Origin of the sequence: Paraburkholderia atlantica, assembly GCF_000092885.1 — a bacterium.
Lineage (GTDB): Bacteria > Pseudomonadota > Gammaproteobacteria > Burkholderiales > Burkholderiaceae > Paraburkholderia > Paraburkholderia atlantica.
Genome location: NC_014117.1, coordinates 1,878,171 through 1,896,898, shown reverse-complemented (window position 1 = coordinate 1,896,898; position 18,728 = coordinate 1,878,171). Strand labels below are relative to the sequence as shown.

At 66.2% G+C, this 18,728-nt stretch carries 18 protein-coding genes and 1 pseudogene; 11 read left to right on the top strand and 8 right to left on the bottom strand.

Translation table 11 applies throughout. The features are described 5' to 3' along the window. Positions 1–80: 80 nt before the first annotated feature. A pseudogene (locus BC1002_RS08445) lies at positions 81–963 on the top strand (LysR family transcriptional regulator); the annotation flags it as partial. Between the two features lie 214 nt (positions 964–1,177). Here BC1002_RS08445 and BC1002_RS08440 read toward each other — a convergent pair. From BC1002_RS08440 to BC1002_RS08415, 6 genes are all read right to left on the bottom strand, one after another. Next, positions 1,178–1,408: a DUF2795 domain-containing protein gene (locus BC1002_RS08440; protein ID WP_013089635.1), complete on the bottom strand. Its 231-nt coding sequence runs from the start codon at positions 1,406–1,408 to the stop codon at positions 1,178–1,180. Between the two features lie 192 nt (positions 1,409–1,600). Continuing rightward, positions 1,601–1,855 (bottom strand): hypothetical protein, encoded by a 255-nt coding sequence (locus BC1002_RS08435; protein ID WP_013089634.1) that lies wholly within the window; start codon positions 1,853–1,855, stop codon positions 1,601–1,603. Positions 1,856–2,071: 216 nt separating this feature from the next. Beyond that, positions 2,072–3,409 (bottom strand): C45 family autoproteolytic acyltransferase/hydrolase, encoded by a 1,338-nt coding sequence (locus BC1002_RS08430; RefSeq protein ID WP_013089633.1) that lies wholly within the window; start codon positions 3,407–3,409, stop codon positions 2,072–2,074. Positions 3,410–3,561: 152 nt separating this feature from the next. Beyond that, the gene (locus tag BC1002_RS08425) at positions 3,562–5,295 is read right to left on the bottom strand and encodes a ClcB-like voltage-gated chloride channel protein (protein ID WP_013089632.1); all 1,734 of its coding nucleotides are present in this window, start codon (positions 5,293–5,295) and stop codon (positions 3,562–3,564) included. 112 nt (positions 5,296–5,407) lie between these two features. Next, positions 5,408–6,145, bottom strand: coding sequence for a glutathione S-transferase (locus BC1002_RS08420; RefSeq protein WP_013089631.1), 738 nt, complete (start codon positions 6,143–6,145; stop codon positions 5,408–5,410). Positions 6,146–6,347: 202 nt separating this feature from the next. Then, positions 6,348–7,427, bottom strand: a complete 1,080-nt coding sequence (locus tag BC1002_RS08415; protein ID WP_013089630.1) for a YeiH family protein — start codon at positions 7,425–7,427, stop codon at positions 6,348–6,350. 137 nt (positions 7,428–7,564) lie between these two features. Between BC1002_RS08415 and BC1002_RS08410 the strand changes: the two genes are divergently transcribed. The 8 genes from BC1002_RS08410 (at position 7,565) to BC1002_RS08375 (ending at position 15,449) form a co-directional block, all read left to right on the top strand. Next, entirely contained in the window at positions 7,565–8,455 is an 891-nt protein-coding gene (locus tag BC1002_RS08410) for a LysR family transcriptional regulator (protein WP_013089629.1), read from the top strand. A 168-nt stretch (positions 8,456–8,623) separates the two neighbouring features. Beyond that, a complete protein-coding gene (locus tag BC1002_RS08405; protein ID WP_013089628.1) occupies positions 8,624–9,418 on the top strand; it encodes a sugar phosphate isomerase/epimerase family protein in 795 nt (264 codons plus the stop codon). A 98-nt stretch (positions 9,419–9,516) separates the two neighbouring features. Next, positions 9,517–10,500 carry a sugar kinase gene (locus BC1002_RS08400; protein WP_013089627.1) on the top strand — a complete coding sequence of 328 codons (984 nt, stop codon included), beginning with the start codon at positions 9,517–9,519 and terminating at the stop codon, positions 10,498–10,500. Between the two features lie 123 nt (positions 10,501–10,623). Next, a complete protein-coding gene (locus BC1002_RS08395; RefSeq protein ID WP_013089626.1) occupies positions 10,624–11,913 on the top strand; it encodes an MFS transporter in 1,290 nt (429 codons plus the stop codon). Then, positions 11,913–12,878 (top strand): 2-hydroxyacid dehydrogenase, encoded by a 966-nt coding sequence (locus BC1002_RS08390; protein ID WP_013089625.1) that lies wholly within the window; start codon positions 11,913–11,915, stop codon positions 12,876–12,878. The genes BC1002_RS08395 and BC1002_RS08390 overlap by 1 nt, the downstream gene beginning before the upstream one ends. A gap of 54 nt (positions 12,879–12,932) precedes the next feature. Further along, positions 12,933–14,006 carry a LacI family DNA-binding transcriptional regulator gene (locus BC1002_RS08385; protein ID WP_013089624.1) on the top strand — a complete coding sequence of 358 codons (1,074 nt, stop codon included), beginning with the start codon at positions 12,933–12,935 and terminating at the stop codon, positions 14,004–14,006. Positions 14,007–14,090: 84 nt separating this feature from the next. Then, positions 14,091–14,987 carry a YhfC family intramembrane metalloprotease gene (locus tag BC1002_RS08380; protein ID WP_013089623.1) on the top strand — a complete coding sequence of 299 codons (897 nt, stop codon included), beginning with the start codon at positions 14,091–14,093 and terminating at the stop codon, positions 14,985–14,987. Positions 14,988–15,083: 96 nt separating this feature from the next. Then, the gene (locus BC1002_RS08375) at positions 15,084–15,449 is read left to right on the top strand and encodes a DUF3022 domain-containing protein (protein WP_013089622.1); all 366 of its coding nucleotides are present in this window, start codon (positions 15,084–15,086) and stop codon (positions 15,447–15,449) included. A gap of 18 nt (positions 15,450–15,467) precedes the next feature. On the opposite strand, the gene BC1002_RS08370 is transcribed toward BC1002_RS08375, so the two are convergent. Beyond that, positions 15,468–15,905: a PGDYG domain-containing protein gene (locus BC1002_RS08370; RefSeq protein WP_013089621.1), complete on the bottom strand. Its 438-nt coding sequence runs from the start codon at positions 15,903–15,905 to the stop codon at positions 15,468–15,470. A 112-nt stretch (positions 15,906–16,017) separates the two neighbouring features. Then, positions 16,018–16,539, bottom strand: coding sequence for a Spy/CpxP family protein refolding chaperone (locus BC1002_RS08365; RefSeq protein WP_013089620.1), 522 nt, complete (start codon positions 16,537–16,539; stop codon positions 16,018–16,020). Between the two features lie 307 nt (positions 16,540–16,846). Between BC1002_RS08365 and BC1002_RS08360 the strand changes: the two genes are divergently transcribed. Further along, the gene (locus BC1002_RS08360; RefSeq protein WP_008922942.1) at positions 16,847–17,305 is read left to right on the top strand and encodes an Lrp/AsnC family transcriptional regulator; all 459 of its coding nucleotides are present in this window, start codon (positions 16,847–16,849) and stop codon (positions 17,303–17,305) included. Between the two features lie 258 nt (positions 17,306–17,563). Further along, entirely contained in the window at positions 17,564–18,661 is a 1,098-nt protein-coding gene (locus BC1002_RS08355) for a saccharopine dehydrogenase family protein (protein ID WP_041734636.1), read from the top strand. The last annotated feature ends 67 nt before the right edge of the window (positions 18,662–18,728 follow it).

The following is an 18,728-nucleotide window of genomic DNA, read 5'->3' as shown; positions in this document are numbered from 1 at the left end:
GGCCCGCGCCCATGTGGCGTGGGTCGATACAGGCGGCAACAATTGCGCCGGCCCGGCTTTACCGAGGCAGGAGTGGTCCCATGAATCAACTGCAGTCGATGCGCGTGTTCGTCAAGGTGGCGGACCTCGGCAGTTTCGTTGGCGCGGCGGGCGCGCTGGATTTGTCCACCGCGGTCGTCACGCGGCACGTCGCGGATCTCGAAGCGCGGCTCGGCACCCGCTTGCTGAACCGCACGACCCGCCGTCTGTCGCTGACCGAATCCGGCGCGACCTATCTGGAGCGCGTACGTCACATCCTTGCCGATCTCGAAGGCGTCGAGCAGATGGTGGTGGCGCGCAATCACGAGCCAGTCGGCACGCTGCGCATCGTCGCGCCGGTCGTGTTCGGACTGCATAGTCTCGCGCCGGTCGTGCAGTCGTACGCGGCGCGCTACCCGGACGTCGTGCCCGACGTCACGCTCGCGGACCGCCACGTCGATCTCGTCGAAGAGGGCTTCGACGTCGGTATCCTGGTTGCGCGGCAGATGCGCAGTGCGAGCATCGTCACGCGGCGGCTCACGACCGGCTACATGACGGTGTGCGCGACGCCCGAGTATCTGGCGCAGCACGGCACGCCGAAACGCCCCGAGGATCTGCTCGGCCATTCGTGCCTGAGCCGGCCGACCGATCAGGGCGGCGGCGAGGAGCGCGTGTTCAGCGGGCCGGACGGCGAAGTGCGGGTGCGGCCGACCAACGCGATCGCGGCGAACAACGCCGAGATGCTGCGGCAGTTCGCGCTGCTGGGCATGGGGGTGGCGATTCTGCCGAGCTACCTGATCGGGCGGGATCTGGCGGCTGGGCGGCTCGTGCGTCTGCTCGACCAGTACAGCCTGCCGCCCATCGAAATCACGATTGCGTATCCGAGCCGGCTGCATCTGCCGGCGAAGGTACGGACGTTCATCGATCATCTGGTCGAGCATTTTCAGCCGGAAAGCGCGCAGGCGCGAGATTCGCGTAGCGCGGCGCTGATGCGAGCGGTAGCGCAGGTGAGCGGGTCCGACGATCACGCCGCGCGCGACATGGCCGAAGACGCGCTCGGAAGCACCGGCACGACACGCCGTGTGCCACGGGTGCCGCGCACGCGGATCGCGGCGTCGTCGCAGTTCTGAAGGTGAGGTGACGCGTGTTGAATCCGGCTTCAGATGCCTAAGCCCGGACCATAATTGCCGCCGATCAGACGCGTGACCGACTCGATGTCGACATAATCCTGCTCCGGCATGCTATCGAGCATCGCCAGCACCTCGTTGCTCGCGCCGGCTTCGCGCGCCGCGTCGACGAGCGCGTCTTTGTTGGTCGGAAATTTGACTTCGCTGAGAAGATCGGCGATCTGCAGATCGATCGATTCGCCGGGGATGTCCGAGGCGGTCATGCGCATGCTCCTGTCGAGCTCGAGTTAGTCACGTTGTTATTGCCGCCGCGAAAAGCCAGCGCCTCGCCGCGATGAGTTTCTCGCAGTGTGTCGCAATCCCGCGCGCATCGCCACCCCATCTTCATGACAGCCGGCGCAACCCGGGCCGGCGCGCCGTTGCGGCCGCGCTATCGCCCGCCGCTGCAGCCGCCCTCACGTGGTCAGATGCTCGTGCTGCCCGGTCAGGCTGCGTTCCAGATGTCGGGACTTCGGCAGCGCAATATGCTCCCAGTGCTGCGGACGGCTCGCATCGGCGCTCGCCACGTCCGGTGCAGGAGGCGCGACCGGTGCGGCGTCCACGCGTTGCGCAAGCGTAATGGAATCCCTGCTGTCCGGCGCGGTATGAACCGGTGCGGCGAAGCACGAGGCTGACAGCGTCACCATGATTAACAGTGTCGAGGTTTTCATCGCCCGACCTCCTAAAGCTCATGCGGCGCTGACAATCGAGCAAACCCTGTGCCGTCCCGCGTCGAAAGGACGGTGCAAGCCAAGGACGGCGTGGCGCTGCGCGGCCCAAGCTCCTTACCATCTTAGATGGCAAATACTGCAAAGCGCGCACATTTGCGACAAAACCGTATTGAAGATTCCATCATCGCACGAACCGGCACGCGGGTCCGCCATGCGTTAGCGCAGCACGTCGAAGCGCGTCCACGGCCATGACGGCCGGTCGCGCATATAGCCGTTCAGCCAGTTCCACTGCGGATGCCGCTTCATGAACGCCTGCGCATCGAACGGCCGGCCGCATGGATGCCCCCAGCGCGCGGTGAACGCCATCTCGCGCGCCATTTCACTGTCGACCACCTTGCCGTCGTTCGCGCCCCACGGATTGAACGGGCCGTGATCGGTGCCGCCGAAGCGCGCGTCGTCGAGCTCCAGATGCCCGCAGATCGTGCGCGAGCACGGGTTGTCGTTGCGATCGAGATAGACGTCGTGATGATCGGCGATCATCTGCTTCGCGAGTTCGACGTCGATACTGCCGCGATGCATTTCCTCGAGCTGCATGAAACGCAGACGCCGCGCGCCGTTCTTGCGCACGTCGGTATAGTCCTCGCCTTCGCCGATGCATTCCTGGTTGCGGATCTTCAGATCCGTCGCGGTGTTGTAGCCGCTGTAGAAACCATCTTTGGTGGTTTCGAAGCCCGAATAGTGCAGCCCGAGTTCGTAACGCGCGATCTCGCCGGTCTTCGTGTCGCCGAGCAGCCAGCTGTTCGCGTAGCCGCCGTTGTTCGCGAGCGAAAACATGTCGCACCATTCCTTGATGCTGTTCGCATATTGCGACGCGCGCCGCGAGCGATAGAACTCGGGTGCGCCGGCCGGGTTGTAGCCCGCGAAGTTCGAGATCGTCGTTTCGGTGATCATCAGGCCGGCCGCCGTGACCCAGAAATCGGTCAGGCTCGAGATGCAGCCCGGCAGTCCCTGCATCAGGATGCGGTTGCCGCGGTCGGGCACGATGTCGAACACGACGTTGAACGCGTCGCCGGCCGCATAGCGGTCCCACGAGTTGTGCGCCATCACGATGCGGCCGTCGCGCGTCGCATTGCCGGTCGCGATGAACGCGCTGCAATGGTGGCCGCGCCGGCCGCGCCACAGTTTCGCGCCCAGATGCGGCTGCGCCTGCGCCGCATACGTCGGCCACCAGCTTTGCAGCAGATCCATGTAGCCGTTCCACGCGAGCACTTCGGCGAACGGCAGCTTCGCGCCATCGGCGATGCCATGGATTTCGTCGGCGAATTCGGTGTCGAGCTTGCTCGCGAACTGGCTCGTCGCGGCGTTGACGAAGGTGTCGAACTCCTCGCCGGTGTCCCACCTGGCGAGATAGCGCGCGGTGCGGATCGCGTTTCTGATTTCGTCGGCGAGCAACTGGCCGTGCTGCTCGCCGCGATCGTACGGCTCGCCTTCGATATGCACGAAAATCCAGCCGGCCTGATCGCGGCGTACGGCCTCGGGGGACGGTTCGCTCATCTTCGCTCCGACTATGCGGCGGATAGGGCCGGCGCTTTCGTTGCGCCCATGCCGGGCTCACGCGTGCCGGCCGCACGAAGGGCCGACGGTCTGTCCATTGTAGAGAATCCGCGGCGCTTTGCATCGCGCGCCGCGCAGCTTGCGCGAAGGTGCTAGCGCGACGGATTCATGCGGAAGTACGCGTCGAGCAGCGAGGTCTTGTAGACGACGCCGGCGAGCAACGGACGCGCGGTGCTCTCGATCACCGGCAGCCGCTCGCCCTGGAACGCCATGAAGTGCTGCAACGCGACGGCGAGCGACATGTCCGGCGTCAGCACGTCGAAATGCGGCTGCAGATAGTCGGCGGCGGTTTTCATCGACGTGTCGGTCCGATCGAGCAGATCGGACGTGATGTCCTTCAGCGCGACCACGCCGAGAAACGCGCCCGAATCGTTCGCGACGTACAGATACTTGACCGGATATTCGAGGAACACGCGCGTCATGTCGTGCACGGTCGCGTTCGGCGGCACGACGGTCTGCGCGGGGCGAATCAGCTCGCGCATCTGCGTCGCGCGCAGCCGCGTGCGTTCCTGCTCCTCGCGATTGCGGCGCAGCGTGATCTCGTACATCGAGGTCTTGCCGATCGCCCGCGCGATGAAATATGCGACCACGCACGACACCATCAGCGGCAGCACGACCTGATAGCTCAACGTCATCTCGAAGATCATCAGGATCGCCATCAGCGGCGCCTGGGTCGCGCCCGCGAGGAACGCGCCCATGCCGACCATCGCATACGCATAAGCGGCCGACGTCGCATCCGGCCACAACGCGTGCATGCCCTGACCGAACAGCGAGCCGACCGCCGCGCCGACGAACAGGGTCGGCGTGAACACGCCGCCGACCGCGCCGGAGCCGGCGGTCGCCGCGGTCGCCGCGAGCTTGCAGACGAGCACGAGCACGAGTGCGGACCACGTCCACGGCGAATGCAGGATCGAGTTCACGACGCTGTAGCCGTTGCCCCACACCTCGGGCTCCGCGACCGAAATGATGCCGACCACGAGACCGCCGATTGCGAGCCGCACCGGCAGCGCCACCGGCAGCTTGCGAAAGGTCCGCTTGGAGGCATCGAGCAACCGCAGGAACTGCGGCGCGGCCGCGCCGCACAACGCGCCGAGCGCGACGAACGGCAGCACCTCGGGACCGGTTACGGTCGGGAACTCCGGCATCTCGTAGGGGGGCTTGTAGCCAGCGAATTCGCGCATCGTGATGTTTGCGACGACCGCCGCGACCACCACCGGCCCGAAGCTCTCCATCGCGATCGAGCCGAGCACGATCTCGGTGACGAAAAACGCGCCCGCGATCGGCGCGCTGTACGCGGACGTGATACCGGCCGCCGCGCCGCACGCGACGAGCAGGCGCAGCCGCGGCGGATCAAAGTGGACCCAGCGGCCGATCAGCGACGAGGCGAGCGCCGCGAGCTGCACCATCGGACCTTCACGGCCGATCGAGCCGCCGCTGGCGATCGTGAACAGCGACGACACGCTGCGCCACAGGCTCAGGCGCACCGGCACGGCGCCGTCGCCGATCGCGACGGCTTCCATGTAGTCGGAGTGAGGGTGCCTGTCGGCGTGACGCTGCGCGATCAGCAGAAACACGCCGGCGACCAGACCGCCCGCGGCCGGCACCCAGATGCGCACGGTCCACGGCAGGCTGCGCGCCGTTTCGACGAAGCTACCGGAGTGACCGGTGATCGCCAGTTGCAGCAGTTCGATGCCCTTGCGAAACGCAACGGTGGCGAACGCGCCGGCAATGCCGACGACGACCGACCAGACCAGCATCGTGTGGGCATCGGAGAGGCGGAAAAGGCGTTGGGCGCGGGTGCGCAGCTTCAGCAGGAATGAAAGCACGTCGACGGTACGGGGCGTGATGGAAGGTTGAAAAACGCGCGCCGCAGCAAAAGCGCGCCCGCCTCGAATGGCGGGCGCGCGGCGGCGAACGGGCGGGGGCGGGCGGCGCGGTTCAAGTCGCCGCCTTGTCGAGTTCCGGGTAGTGGCGGAAGACGCAGCTTTCGTTATGGGCGATGCGCCGGTCCGAGTCCAGATACGCGGCGATGTTCGGTCTGGCGATCACCCGGTCGTGCAGCGCGGCGAGCCGCGGATAGTGTTCGCCGAAGCGCTTTAGCGCGCGCGGAAACGCATACAGCAGACCGTCGATCAGCTGGAACATCGACAGATCCACATAGGTCAGCGCGTCGCCGACCATGAAATTGTCGCCGGCCGGATTCTGCGCGAGCACGCGCTCGAAGTACGACATGAACTTCGGAATCCGATGGTCGATGAAATCGTGCGCGCGCACCTTCGCCGCGTCTTTCTGCTCCTCGTAGTAGAGGCCGCTCGCGAGCGGATGGTGGGTGTCGTGCGCTTCGGTGACGACGTCGGCGATCGTCAGTTGCAGGCCGTTCGCGACGTAGCGCAGGCTCTCCACCTCCGGCGCGAGCTTCAGACGCGGGCCGAGGTAGAACAGGATGTTGGCGGTCTGCGCGATCACCAGATCGCCGTCTTTCAGAAACGGCGGCGCGAACGGCGGATACGGCTCGTCGGGGCTGTCCATCACGGCCATCATCGCCTCGGTGCCAAGGCCCTTCGAAGGCTTGCCGCGCGCGACTTCGACATAGTCGACGCGGGCTTCCTCCAGCGCGAGCCGCACGAATTCGCCGCGGCCTTGCAGGCCATCCCAGTAATACAGTTCCAGGCTCATCGATCGATCCTCATTCCGGTCGCCGGGACGCGTCGCGGGAAGGCGGTTTCACCGCTGCCCTCGGATCGTGCGCACAGGCGGGTTGTGGGAGCAAAGTTCGCAGCAACGAGTATGCCGTGTGAGCGGGCCGGATGGGGCGCCACAAAGCCCAAAACCCCGCGCGCGGCGGGGTGTCGGGGAAGGGGGCGAAGCCGGCGACGGCTTAGCGGACCAGGTGCTGGACGGTCCATGTGATGCCCAGTCCGCCCGCGATCAGCCACACATACAGAATCAGGCCCGTGGTCAGCGCGCGAGGACCCGCTTCGCGAATCTGCGAGATGCGCGTTTCCATGCCCAGCGCGGTCATCGCCATCGTCAGCGCGAAGGTGTCGAGCAGGTTCAGCGACGAGGTGGCGCTTTGCGGCAGCACGTGCAGCGAGTTGATCGCGACGCAGGCAAGGAAGCCCAGTGCGAACCAGGGGATCGCAAGCTTGCGCGGGGCGGCGCCATCCGTGCTGCCATCCTTCGCGCCGCGCGCCGCGCGGTTCACCCACAGGCCGACCACCAGCAACACCGGCACGAGCAGCATCACGCGGGTCATCTTGACGATCGTCGCGATGTGCGTCGCTTCCGGACTCACGTTGCTCGCCGCGCCGACCACCTGCGCGACCTCGTGGATCGTGCCGCCGAAGAACAGACCGGCGCCGACCGTATCGAGATGCAGCCAGCCTGCGTTGAACAGCACCGGGTACAGGAACATCGACAGCGTGCCGAACAGCACGACAGTGCCGACCGCCATCGCGCTCTTGTGCGGCTTCGATTGCAGAGTGGATTCGAACGCGAGCACCGCGGCCGCGCCGCAGATCGCGCTGCCGGCCGCCGTCAGCAGCGCGGTGTCGCGATCGAGCTTCATGATCTTGATGCCGGCCCAGGTGCCGATCACGAGCGTACTGACGACGATCAGCACCGATTCCGCGAGGCCCGGCAGGCCCACCTGGGCGATTTCCTGCAGGCTCACGCGCAGGCCGAAGAACGCGACCGCGATGCGCAGCAGCTTGCGCGCCGAGAAGTTGACGCCGGCCGCCCAGCTGGCCGGCATGCTGTCGCGCAGCGCGTTGCCATAGATCGCACCAGCGACGATGCCGACGATCAGCGGACTCAGGCCAAGACCGGCAACCGCCGGAATCGCGGCGATGCGCGTGACGGCGGCGGCAAACAGCGCGACGAACAGCACGCCATTGAGCTGGCCGCGAGTGGACAATGCGGGGGAGGCGGCGGTGAGCGGGACGGTCGGTGTGGACATGATCGGGTGCCTGACTTCGTAGCGAACTTGCACGGAACTGCATGAGCAGCAATGGGGCTAATCCTAAATTAGATATATCAATATGAAAAATCGTGATTTAGAATGTGAAGTATCGGTTCAATGGATATTTCATCGAAATGACCCCGGATCAGCTTATAACGTTCGCAGCCGTCGCTGAGCATCGCAATATCAGCCGGGCGGCGGTGGCGCTGCATCTATCGCAGCCGGCGGTGTCGGGACAGCTGCGGCAATTGCAGGACGAGTTCGGCGAGCCGTTGTATCAGCGCGATGGCCGCGGCGTGCGGCTGACGCCGGCCGGCGAGCAGCTCGCCAGCTATGCGGCGCGGCTGCGCGACACCTGGCGGCAGGCGCATGCGTATCGCGACGCGCTGCGCGGTCTGGAGCAGGGCACTTTGCGGATCGGCGCGAGCACGACGCCGGCGAGCTACCTGCTGCCGTACCTGATCGCCGAATTCCATCGGCGCTTTCCGGACGTCACCGTGCATACCGCCAACGGCAACACGGCCGAGATCGTCGGCGCGCTCGGCTCGGTCGACATCGCGATGATCGAGGGTCCCGCCGGCGCCGATCTGCCGCCGGACACGGTCGTTCATGCGTGGCGCGAGGACGAGATCGTCGCGATCATGCCGCGCTCGCATCCGCTCGCGCAGGCGGACAACGGCGGGCGCATCGAGCTGGCCGCGTTCGGCGCGTATCCGCTGGTGTTGCGCGAGGAAGGCTCGGGCGTGCGGCAGACGGTGGAGCGCGAGTTCGCGCGCGCGGGCGTGCCAATGCGCGTGGCGCTCGAGATAGCGGGGGTTGAAGGCGTGAAGGAAGCGGTCCGGGCAGGTATGGGCGTCGGCTTCGTGTCGGCAATGTCGATGCGGCACGAGAACGGTGCGCTGCGGCTGATGTCGCTGAGCCCGCAGCCGCTGACGCGGCGGCTGTCGATTCTGGTGCCGCATGCGAGCGCGCCCTCTCGGGTGGTCGAACAGTTTCTGGCGATGTGTATCGCGGACGAGGGCTGACCGCAGCGCTGGCAGCTGGGGCCCGGCGCGCCTGGGGATTTCCTCTATGGTGCGCGGTGGCTGTCCCGCGCACTATTCGCACATCGCAGCGCCTCGGCGCTTTTTTTCGAATTGTGGTTGGAACCGGTTCCAAAAGCCGGTTTCGCATCAAGATTGAGTGAGTTGGACATGGCTGATGCAGTCGAGATCGTGATCGTCGCCAGTGCGTTCGGTGTGAACGCCGTGCGCGCCGACGGCCATCTGAAATGGGCACAGGCCGCGAAGCGGGCCGGCGCGGCGGGTTTCGAAGTGCGCCGCGAGCTGTTCGCGAGCGACGCGGACACGGCCCCGCAACGGCTGCGCGCGCTCGGCGCGGCGTTGGGCGATCTCGGGCTGTGGTCGGTGTTCTCGACGCCGGCATCGTTGTTCGCGACGGACGGCGAACTCGATACCGACGCGCTGCGTCTGGCGCTCGACGAAGCGGCCGCGCTCGGCGCGCGCTTCGTCAAGCTGCAACTCGGCGGCTTTGCGCGCGAGGCTCACGGTGCGGCGATCGTCGCGCAGCTGGCGAGCGGCTCGGGCACCACGCGCGGCGCGCACCCACGGCTCGTCGTCGAAAACGGGCAACTGGCGCAGGGCGGCTCGCCCGCACAGTTCGTCGGGCTGTTCGACGCGCTCGCGCGTGAAGGCCACGCGGGTGCGCTCGGCATGACTTTCGATATCGGCAACTGGGGGTGGCTCGACGTCGCGCCGCTCCAAATCGCGCCGCAGCTTGCGCCGTACGTCGAGTACATCCATTGCAAGACCACGACGGGCGAGGGCGCGCGGCGCTTCGCGACCGCGCCGGCCGACGATGACGCTACCTTCCGCGCGGTCCTCGACCGACTGCCGCGTGATGTGCCGCGCGGCATCGAGTTTCCGTTCGACCCGAGCCGGATCGATGCGGATGCCGCGCGCTATGTGAACTCGCTAGCGCGGATATAGGCCCGCGACGCGGCAAGCAAGACAGCAACCGAAGCAGCAACCGACGCATCCCACGCAACATCAATGATCGGCATCAGAAGCACCACCAGGAGCCCAGCATGACCCACCCGTACCCCGCCCTCGACGTGATCACCTACGGCGAAGCGATGGCGATGTTCGTCGCCGCCGAAACCGGCCCGCTCGCGGGCGTCGGGCACTTCACGAAGCGCATCGCTGGCGCGGATCTGAACGTCGCGATCGGCTTGTCCCGACTCGGCTTCAGGGTGGGCTGGATGAGCCGCGTCGGCGACGATTCGTTCGGCCAGTACGTGCGCGACACGCTGACGAAGGAGGGCATCGACCAGCAATGCGTGAGCACCGACGCGCGGTACCCGACCGGCTTCCAGCTGAAGTCGAAGAACGACGACGGCAGCGACCCGGCGGTCGAATACTTCCGCAAAGGCTCGGCGGCGAGCCATTTGTCGCTCGACGACTACGTCGCCGACTACGTGCTGCCCGCGCGTCATCTGCATCTGACCGGCGTCGCGCCGGCGATCTCGGCGAGTTCGCGCGAACTCGCGTTCCATCTGGCCCGCGAAATGCGTGCGGCAGGCAAGACGATTTCGTTCGACCCGAACCTGCGCCCGACGCTGTGGCCGTCGCGCGCGGCGATGGTCGAGGGATTGAACGCGCTGGCTGCTCTCGCCGACTGGGTGCTGCCCGGCATCGGCGAGGGGGAGATTCTGACCGGCTACACGCAGCCGGAGGACATCGCGAAGTTCTACCTCGAGCGCGGCGCGCGCGGCGTGATCGTCAAGCTCGGCGCGCAGGGCGCGTATTACCGCACCGCGACCGACGCCGCGACGATCGCCGGCCGGCCGGTCGCGAACGTCGTCGATACGGTCGGCGCGGGCGATGGTTTCGCGGTCGGCGTGATCAGCGCGCTGCTCGAAGGCCGCACGCTCGCGCAGGCGGTCGCGCGCGGCAACCGGATCGGCGCGCTCGCTATCCAGGTGATCGGCGATTCGGAAGGCTTGCCGAGCCGCGCCGAACTCGACGCGCTGGAACTGGCCGAGGTGCCGGGTATCGCAAGCGCGGCCTGACGCGAAGCGGACTGCATCGATCGCGATGCATCCGCGACCAGCATCGACGACAACAAGAGCGCCCGCAGCGCGCCCAGATTTTTTCATCATTGATTCGGGACGACGCCGTCCAAGGAGACTTTCATGACCACATCACTTGCGATTCGTCGCTGGTGGACGATCATGCCGATCGTGTTCATCACCTACAGCCTCGCGTATCTGGATCGCGCGAATTTCGGCTTCGCGGCGGCGGCCGGCATCAACCAGGATCTCGGCATCAGCAAGGGGCTCGCGTCGCTGATCGGCGCGCTGTTTTTCCTCGGCTATTTCTTCTTCCAGATTCCGGGCGCGATCTACGCCGAGCGCCGCAGCGTGAAGAAGCTCGTGTTCTGGAGCCTCATTCTGTGGGGGGGCTGCGCCGCATTGACCGGCATGGTCAGCAACATCCCGTCGCTGATGGCGATCCGTTTCGTGCTCGGCGTCGTCGAAGCCGCGGTGATGCCGGCGATGCTGATCTTCATCAGCAACTGGTTCACGAAGAGCGAACGCTCGCGCGCCAACACGTTCCTGATTCTCGGCAATCCGGTCACGGTGCTGTGGATGTCGGTCGTATCGGGCTATCTGGTGCATTCGTTCGGCTGGCGGCAGATGTTCATCGCCGAGGGCGCGCCCGCGATCCTCTGGGCGGTGTGCTGGTGGTTCCTCGTGAAGGACAAACCCGAGCAGGTGTCGTGGCTCACGCAGCAGGAAAAGGACACGCTCGCGCAGACGCTGCGCGCCGAGCAGGCCGCGATCAAGCCGGTGCGCAACTACAGCGAGGCGTTTCGCACGCCCGCGGTCATCAAGCTGTGCGCGCAGTATTTCTGCTGGAGCATCGGCGTGTACGGTTTCGTGCTGTGGCTGCCGTCGATCCTGAAGAACGGCTCGTCGATCGGCATGGTCGAGACCGGCTGGCTGTCTGCGCTGCCGTATGCGGCCGCGACGATCGCGATGCTTGCAGCTTCATGGGCATCGGATAAACTCAACCGCCGCAAGGTGTTCGTGTGGCCGTTCCTGCTGGTCGGCGCAATCGCGTTCGCGGCGTCGTACGGGCTCGGCTCCGCGCATTTCTGGGTTTCGTATGCGCTGCTCGTGATCGCGGGCGCCGCGATGTATGCGCCGTACGGCCCGTTCTTCGCGATCGTGCCGGAGCTGCTGCCGAAGAACGTCGCGGGCGGCGCGATGGCGCTGATCAACAGCATGGGCGCGCTCGGTTCGTTCGTCGGCTCGTACGTGGTCGGGTATCTGAACGGCGCGACCGGCTCGCCCGCGGCATCGTATGCGTTCATGAGCGTGGCGCTCGTCGCCGCGGTGATCCTGACGCTCGCCGTCAAGCCGGCCGCCGCCGAACAACGCGACTCCGCTCGTCCCACTGTCGCAAGGAAAATTAGCTGATGAACAAGATCGTCGCCTGGAAGTCGCTGCCCGAGGATGTGCTCGCCTATCTGCAACAGCATGCGCAGGTCGTGCCGGTCGATCCGTCACAGCATGATGCGTTCGTCGCCGCATTGCGCGATGCCGACGGCGGCATCGGCGCGAGCGTGAAGATCACGCCGGCGATGCTCGAAGGCGCGAGCCGGCTGAAGGCCCTGTCGACGATCTCGGTCGGCTACGACCAGTTCGACGTCGACGACCTCACGCGCCGCGGCATCGTGCTCGCACACACGCCGGACGTGCTGACCGAATCGACCGCCGATACCGTGTTCTCGCTGATCCTCGCGTCCGCGCGGCGCGTCGTCGAGCTGGCCGACTGGGTCAAGGCGGGGCAGTGGCGCACGAGCATCGGGCCCGCGCAGTTCGGGCTCGACGTGCAGGGCAAGACGATCGGCATCGTCGGGCTTGGGCGGATCGGCGGCGCGGTCGCGCGACGCGCGGCGCTCGGCTTCAACATGAAGGTGCTGTACTCGAACCGCAGTGCGAACCGCCATGCGGAAGAGGCGTATGGCGCGCGCCGCGTCGAGCTGGCGGAATTGCTCGCGCAGTCCGATTTCGTCTGCCTGCAGGTGCCGCTCACACAAGAGACGCGGCATCTGATCGGCGCGGCCGAATTGCGCGCGATGAAGAAGAGCGCGATCCTGATCAACGCGTCGCGCGGCGCGACCGTCGACGAACCGGCGCTGATCGACGCGTTGCAAAACGGCACGATTCACGGCGCGGGCCTCGACGTGTTCGACACCGAACCGTTGCCGGCCGACTCGCCGTTGCTGTCGATGCCGAACGTGGTCGCGCTGCCGCATATCGGCTCGGCGACGCACGAGACCCGTCATGCGATGGCGCTCAACGCGGCGCAAAACCTGGTCGCCGCGCTCGACGGCACGTTGACGACCAACATCGTCAATCGTGAAGTCCTGGCGAAGTGAATCGCCGGGCGGCGCGCAAGCTGCCGCCCTTGCACCGACACGAGCGATCAGCGAATGAGCACGACCCCGCCCGGCACGCCACCCAATCCGCCGCCCGCGCCGACGCGCCGCGCGACGATCACCGATGTCGCGCGCGAAGCCGGCACCGGCAAGACCAGCATCTCGCGCTATCTGAACGGCGAGTTCAGCGCGCTGTCACCCGAGCTGCGCGCGCGCATCGAAGCCGCGATCGCGCGGCTCGACTATCAGCCGAACCAGATGGCGCGTGGCCTGAAGCGCGGCCGCAACCGGCTGATCGGGATGCTGGTCGCCGACCTGACCAATCCGTATTCCGTCGAAGTGCTGCAAGGCGTCGAGGCCGCCTGCCACGCGCTCGGATTGATGCCGCTGATCTGCCACGCGGCGAACGAGGTCGAGATGGAGCGGCGTTACCTGCAACTGCTGACCACGTATCGCGTGGAAGGCGTGATCGTCAACGCGCTGGGCGTGCGTGAGGAGACCTTGCGGCCGGTCGGCGACGGCGGGATTCCGGCGGTGCTGGTCGATCGCCGCGTGGAGGGGCTGATCGCGGACATGGTCGGTCTCGACAATGGCGCGGCCGCCGAGCTGGGGACGCGGCATCTGCTCGAACGGGGCTTCGAGCATATCTGGTTCGTCGTGCAGCCGTTCGAGCGGGTCAGCTCGCGGCGGCAGCGCGTCGAAGCGTTCGATCGCGCGATGCGCGACGAGGGCCGCGCGCGCGGTCATACGCTTGTACTCGATCTCGCCGATGAAGCTGCTGTCGAGCGCGCCCTTGCGGAGCTGGATGGTGCGATCGACTCGCCAGGCGGGGCCGGCACCGCCCCACGCGTGGCGCTGTTCGCGGCCAACGCACCGGTCGCGTTGCGCCTCGCGCTGCACCTGAACGCCCGTTACGGCGCGCACTGGCAGAGCCGCGTCGCGCTGCTTTCCGTCGACGATCCGGATTGGGCCGAGCTCGCCGGCATCACGACGATTCGTCAGCCGACCTATGACATCGGATATCGCGCGGTCGAATTCCTGCACGAGCGCATCGAAGGCGCGCTGACGGGCGCGCGCGACTGCCTGTTGCCCGGCGAGCTGATCGTGCGTGCGTCGACGGCGCGCTGATTTCCGGTCAATCTGCGATCATTCGGGGCTGCGGCGCGCAGCGGTTGCGCGCCGGGGATTGCAAGGAACCCCGCAAGGATACTCATGGTCGTGCCACCGCTTACCCTCGCGAGCCTCGCGCTCGCCACGCTCGTCATCGCCGCTTTACCTTTTCTGATTTACCGGCAGTTGCACCGTCCGCTCGCGCTCAGGCCGCGTGATGCGATCGCCGGCGTCGCGGTGTTCGCGCTGTTCGCGATGGTGATCGAGCGGGCGCTGAACGACTGTCTGCTGCGCGGTAACGCGGCGACGGCGGCGTTTCTTTCGCAGCCGCTAGCGTTCGTTGTCTACGGAGCGTTGGCCGCGGGCGTTTGCGAGGAAGTGGGGCGGTTCTTCGGCATGCGGCTGCTGATGAAGCGCGCGGCGACGCAGCCGGCCGTGCGCAAGAAGTCGAGCGTGGACGCGCCCACCGGCGTCGCTGCAAGCGTGGGGGGCAGCACCGCCGCCAGTGCGACCGCCGACAAACGCACCGCCGCGTTGCGTGCCGACGATGGCGCCGCGCTGAGTTACGGACTCGGCCACGGCGGCGCGGAAGCGTGGATGGTCGGCGTGCTCGTGCAGATCCAGTGGCTCGTGTTCGCGGTGCTCGAAAACCGCGGAAGGCTCGGCGATTACCTCGGCAATCTGCCGGCCGAAGCAGTAATGCGCGTGCATCTGATTCTCGCGAGCCTGACGCCGCAACTGGCCGGCATTTTCGCGCTCGAACGCGTCGCGGCGCTGGTGTTCCAGATCGGCCTGTCGGTGCTGATGTGGCGCGGCGTGCGGGCCGGCTCGCGCGGCATCCTGCCGCTCGCGATCGTGGTGCACGCGCTGATCGACGCGCCCGCAGCGATGACGCAGGCGCGGCTGCTGCCGCTCGCAGCGGTCGATACGATCTATGCGGTGGCGGCGGTGTTCGTCGCGGGACTGTTGATCCGGAGTTACCGGCGGCCGGCGGCGTGAGCGGATGAACCGCTGGATCGCAGGCGCCTCGCTATCCCTCCGGCGTTTCTCTAAAATGCGCCTACGTTTCAGGATCTTCTTTTCCCGGCAGCCTTCATGGAAGCTTACCAATACGACTGCGCGCATCCGGAGTTCGACGAACTCGCGCGCGTCATCAGCGATCTGTTTCCCGAGCAGACGCAGTTCATCGAGCGTGCCGCCGACAATGGCACCCCCACACTGACGATTCACTGGGTAGCGATGCGCTTCGGTTCGACCGCGCGTCGTATCGAGATGACGGTCGCGATCGCGCCGGCGGCGCTCGCGCGTTATTGCGCGATGCCGGCGCGGCTGCGTGGCCGCAGCTTCGCGGTTTTGCGCGCGTACGTCGAAGCGAGCCTGGGCTCACTCGAAGAAATGTACGCGAACGGCGAGGCGGTCCCGCGCGAAGTCACGGTCGAGCTCGGCGACGAGTTCGCATGAAGCGCGGGCGAAGCGGATTCAGTCCGCCAGCCGATAGACCTTCGCGAAACGCGCGGCCTGCACGACACCATAGTCGCCGGGCGCGTACTGCATGACCCAGTCGCCGGCCGCGCCGTGCAGCACGTCACCGCCGCTCGCCGAGCGCGCGAGCGAGAAGGGCTCGTCCATCCGGCGGGCAAGCACGACCGCCGGCCGGTTGCGATAGGCGCCGGCTTCGCCGTGGGCGAGCGCCGCATCGGCGGGCAGGTACTTCGCGTCGAAGCGCTCGCGCGACACGACCCAGCGGTCGCCGGTCGAGCCGGTGATCAGCGCATCGCCGCGCACATAGCGATTCGGACCTTCGAGGCTCATCAATTGGCCTTCGGCGGCGGCGAATTCGACGCTCACCGTTTCATCCTTGACGACGCGTTGGGCGTGCGGATCGTCACGCAGATCGACATTCCTGAGTTCGGTCATGAAGCGGGTGGGAGATTAGAAGGTGGGCGTTGCGGCGAGACTCGCCGCTTTGCGAACCCGAATCATGCCAGATGCCCGCAACGGGGCAACCCCCGCCGCGGGCGATCTTTGATTACGGCTTGACAGTCGCGTCGCTCGCGGCTTCGGCCGCGGGCTTGCCGCCCTTGCCCTTGCCATGGTGGCCGCGCTGATGACCCTCGGGACCGCCATGGTGGAACGTCGCATCGGCGAGCTTCTTCTGCTCCGGCGACAGGCTGCTATACAGCGGCTCGAACGCATCGACGAGCTTCTTCATGCCGTCCGCGTGCGCCTGCGCAATCGTTGCGTACTGTTTCATGTCGTCGAGCGCGCTGACGTTGGTGGCGGCCTTGCGCTGCTCGAACAGCTGGCCCATCGTTTCGCCGTTGCTGCGCATCACGTCGGCGAACGCCTTCCATTGCGTTTCCTGCGCGGGCGTGATCTTCAGTTGCGAATGCAGATAAGCGATACGGTCTTCGACGTTGCGTTCGTGACCGGCCTTGGCCGTGGAAGCCGTTGCCGTGGTGTCCGGTGCCGAGGCCGGCGCGGCGGCGGTTTGAGCGAACGCGCCGCCCATCGATACGGCCGTAGCCAGCATAACCAGTGCTTTTTTCATCGAAACTCCTGATGTCTGTTCGTATTGAGACTCGGCGCGCGGCGTGCGACTCGCCTCGCGCCAGCGACGAATAGCGGCGCACCGCAACCGGCTGCCGCATTCGCCCGTCGCCGCTATTAGTAACACGATATGCCTGCAATGCGGCTCCTGTGCGACAAACGCTTACAACCGAAACGAAAGGGAAACGGCTCGCGCTGAGCGGCGAGTGCTCCGACACGCTGCGTCGAGGACGCGCGTGACACAGCGCCGCTGCCCGCGCAGACGCGCGATAATCCGCGACATTCCACACCAACTTCCCGCCCCTTCGATGAGACCTCCGCGCCTCGACCAGCTCGACGACCTCGACCGTAATCTCGTTGCACTGCTGCAAGCCAACGCGCGCGAGAGCGTCGCGAATCTCGCGCGACAGCTCGGCGTCGCGCGCACGACCGTGATCGCGCGGATTGCGCGGCTCGAACGCAGCAACGTGATCGCCGGCTACAGCGTGCGGCTGGGCCAGGACGTGCTCGATTCGAGCATCGTCGCGTATGTGGGCATCATCATCGCGCCGAAGCACGGGCCGGCCGTGCAGAAGCGCCTCGGCAAGATGCCCGAAGTGCAGTTGCTGTGCGCGGTCAGCGGTGAGTTCGACTACGTGGCATGGCTGCGTGCCGATTCGCCAGAGCGGCTCAACGACCTGCTCGATCAGATCGGCGGGCTCGAAGGCGTCGAGCGAACCACGACGTCGATCATTCTGGCGCGCAAGATCGACCGCGGCACGGTGTGATCTGGCGCCCGGCGTAACCTCTTCGCGAGTGCTTCCAGAGTCCGTCGTTTACGCTTTTTTTTACGCGTTTTCGACGAATCGTTTGACCCTTTCGTCATAACGTCGAACCTGATGGTCATAGCGCAGCATTTTGCGCGTATGAACTGTTTTTGCTTCTTCCTACACTGTCATTCAAGGGTTCGGCCCGCAGGCGCCGCGTGCGATACGCGGCGCACTTCCCCAACTCGGAGACAGCACATGGATAACAAGGAGAAGCAGATGAAAGTAGCTATCGTTGGCGCAGGTCTGATCGGTCACACCATTGCTCATATGCTGCGCGAGACGGGCGACTACGAAGTCGTCGCGTTCGACCGCGATCAGCACGCACTCGACAAGCTCGCCGCCCAGGGCATTCCGACCCGCCGCATCGATTCCGCCGACGCCGCCGTGCTGCGCGCCGCGATCCAGGGCTTCGACGTGCTGATCAACGCGCTGCCGTACTACCTCGCGGTGAACGTCGCATCGGCCGCGAAGGGCGCCGGTGTCCATTACTTCGACCTGACCGAGGACGTACGCGCGACGCACGCGATCCGCGCAATCGCCGACGATGCCGATCACGCGTTCATGCCGCAGTGCGGTCTCGCGCCCGGCTTCATCGGCATTGCCGCGCACGAGCTCGCGAATCGCTTCACGGAGATCCGCGATGTGAAGATGCGCGTCGGCGCGCTGCCCGAGTTTCCGACCAATGCGCTGAAGTACAACCTGACGTGGAGCGTCGACGGCCTGATCAACGAGTACTGCCAGCCGTGCGAGGCGATCCGCGATGGCCGAACGCAGTGGGTGCAGCCGCTCGAAGGCCTCGAGCATTTCTCGCTCGACGGCACCGAGTACGAAGCGTTCAATACGTCGGGCGGGCTGGGCACGCTATGCGAAACGCTGGCGGGCCGCGTCGAATCGCTCGACTACAAGTCGGTGCGCTATCCGGGTCATCGCAATTTGATGCAGTTCCTGCTGGAGGACCTGCGTCTGTCGAGCGACCGCGATACGCTGAAGACCATCATGCGCCGCTCGGTGCCGTCGACCGCGCAGGACGTCGTGCTGGTGTTCATCACCGTGAGCGGCATGCGCGACGGTCAGCTCGTGCAGGAGGTGTTCACGCGCAAGATTTTCGCGAAGACCGTCTGCGGCGTGCCGATGAGCGCGATTCAGATCACCACCGCCGGCGCGATGTGCGCAGTGCTCGATCTGTTCCGCGAGCGCAAGCTGCCGCAAAGGGGCTTCGTGCGGCAGGAGCAGGTGTCGCTCGGCGAATTCCTCGCGAACCGCTTCGGCAAACTGTATGAAGGGCAGTCGCTGGAGGCGATGGTGACAGTTTGAGGTTCGAATCGCTCGCGTCAAATGGAAATCCCCGTAAGTCACCGACGTACGGGGATTTTTTGCTTTT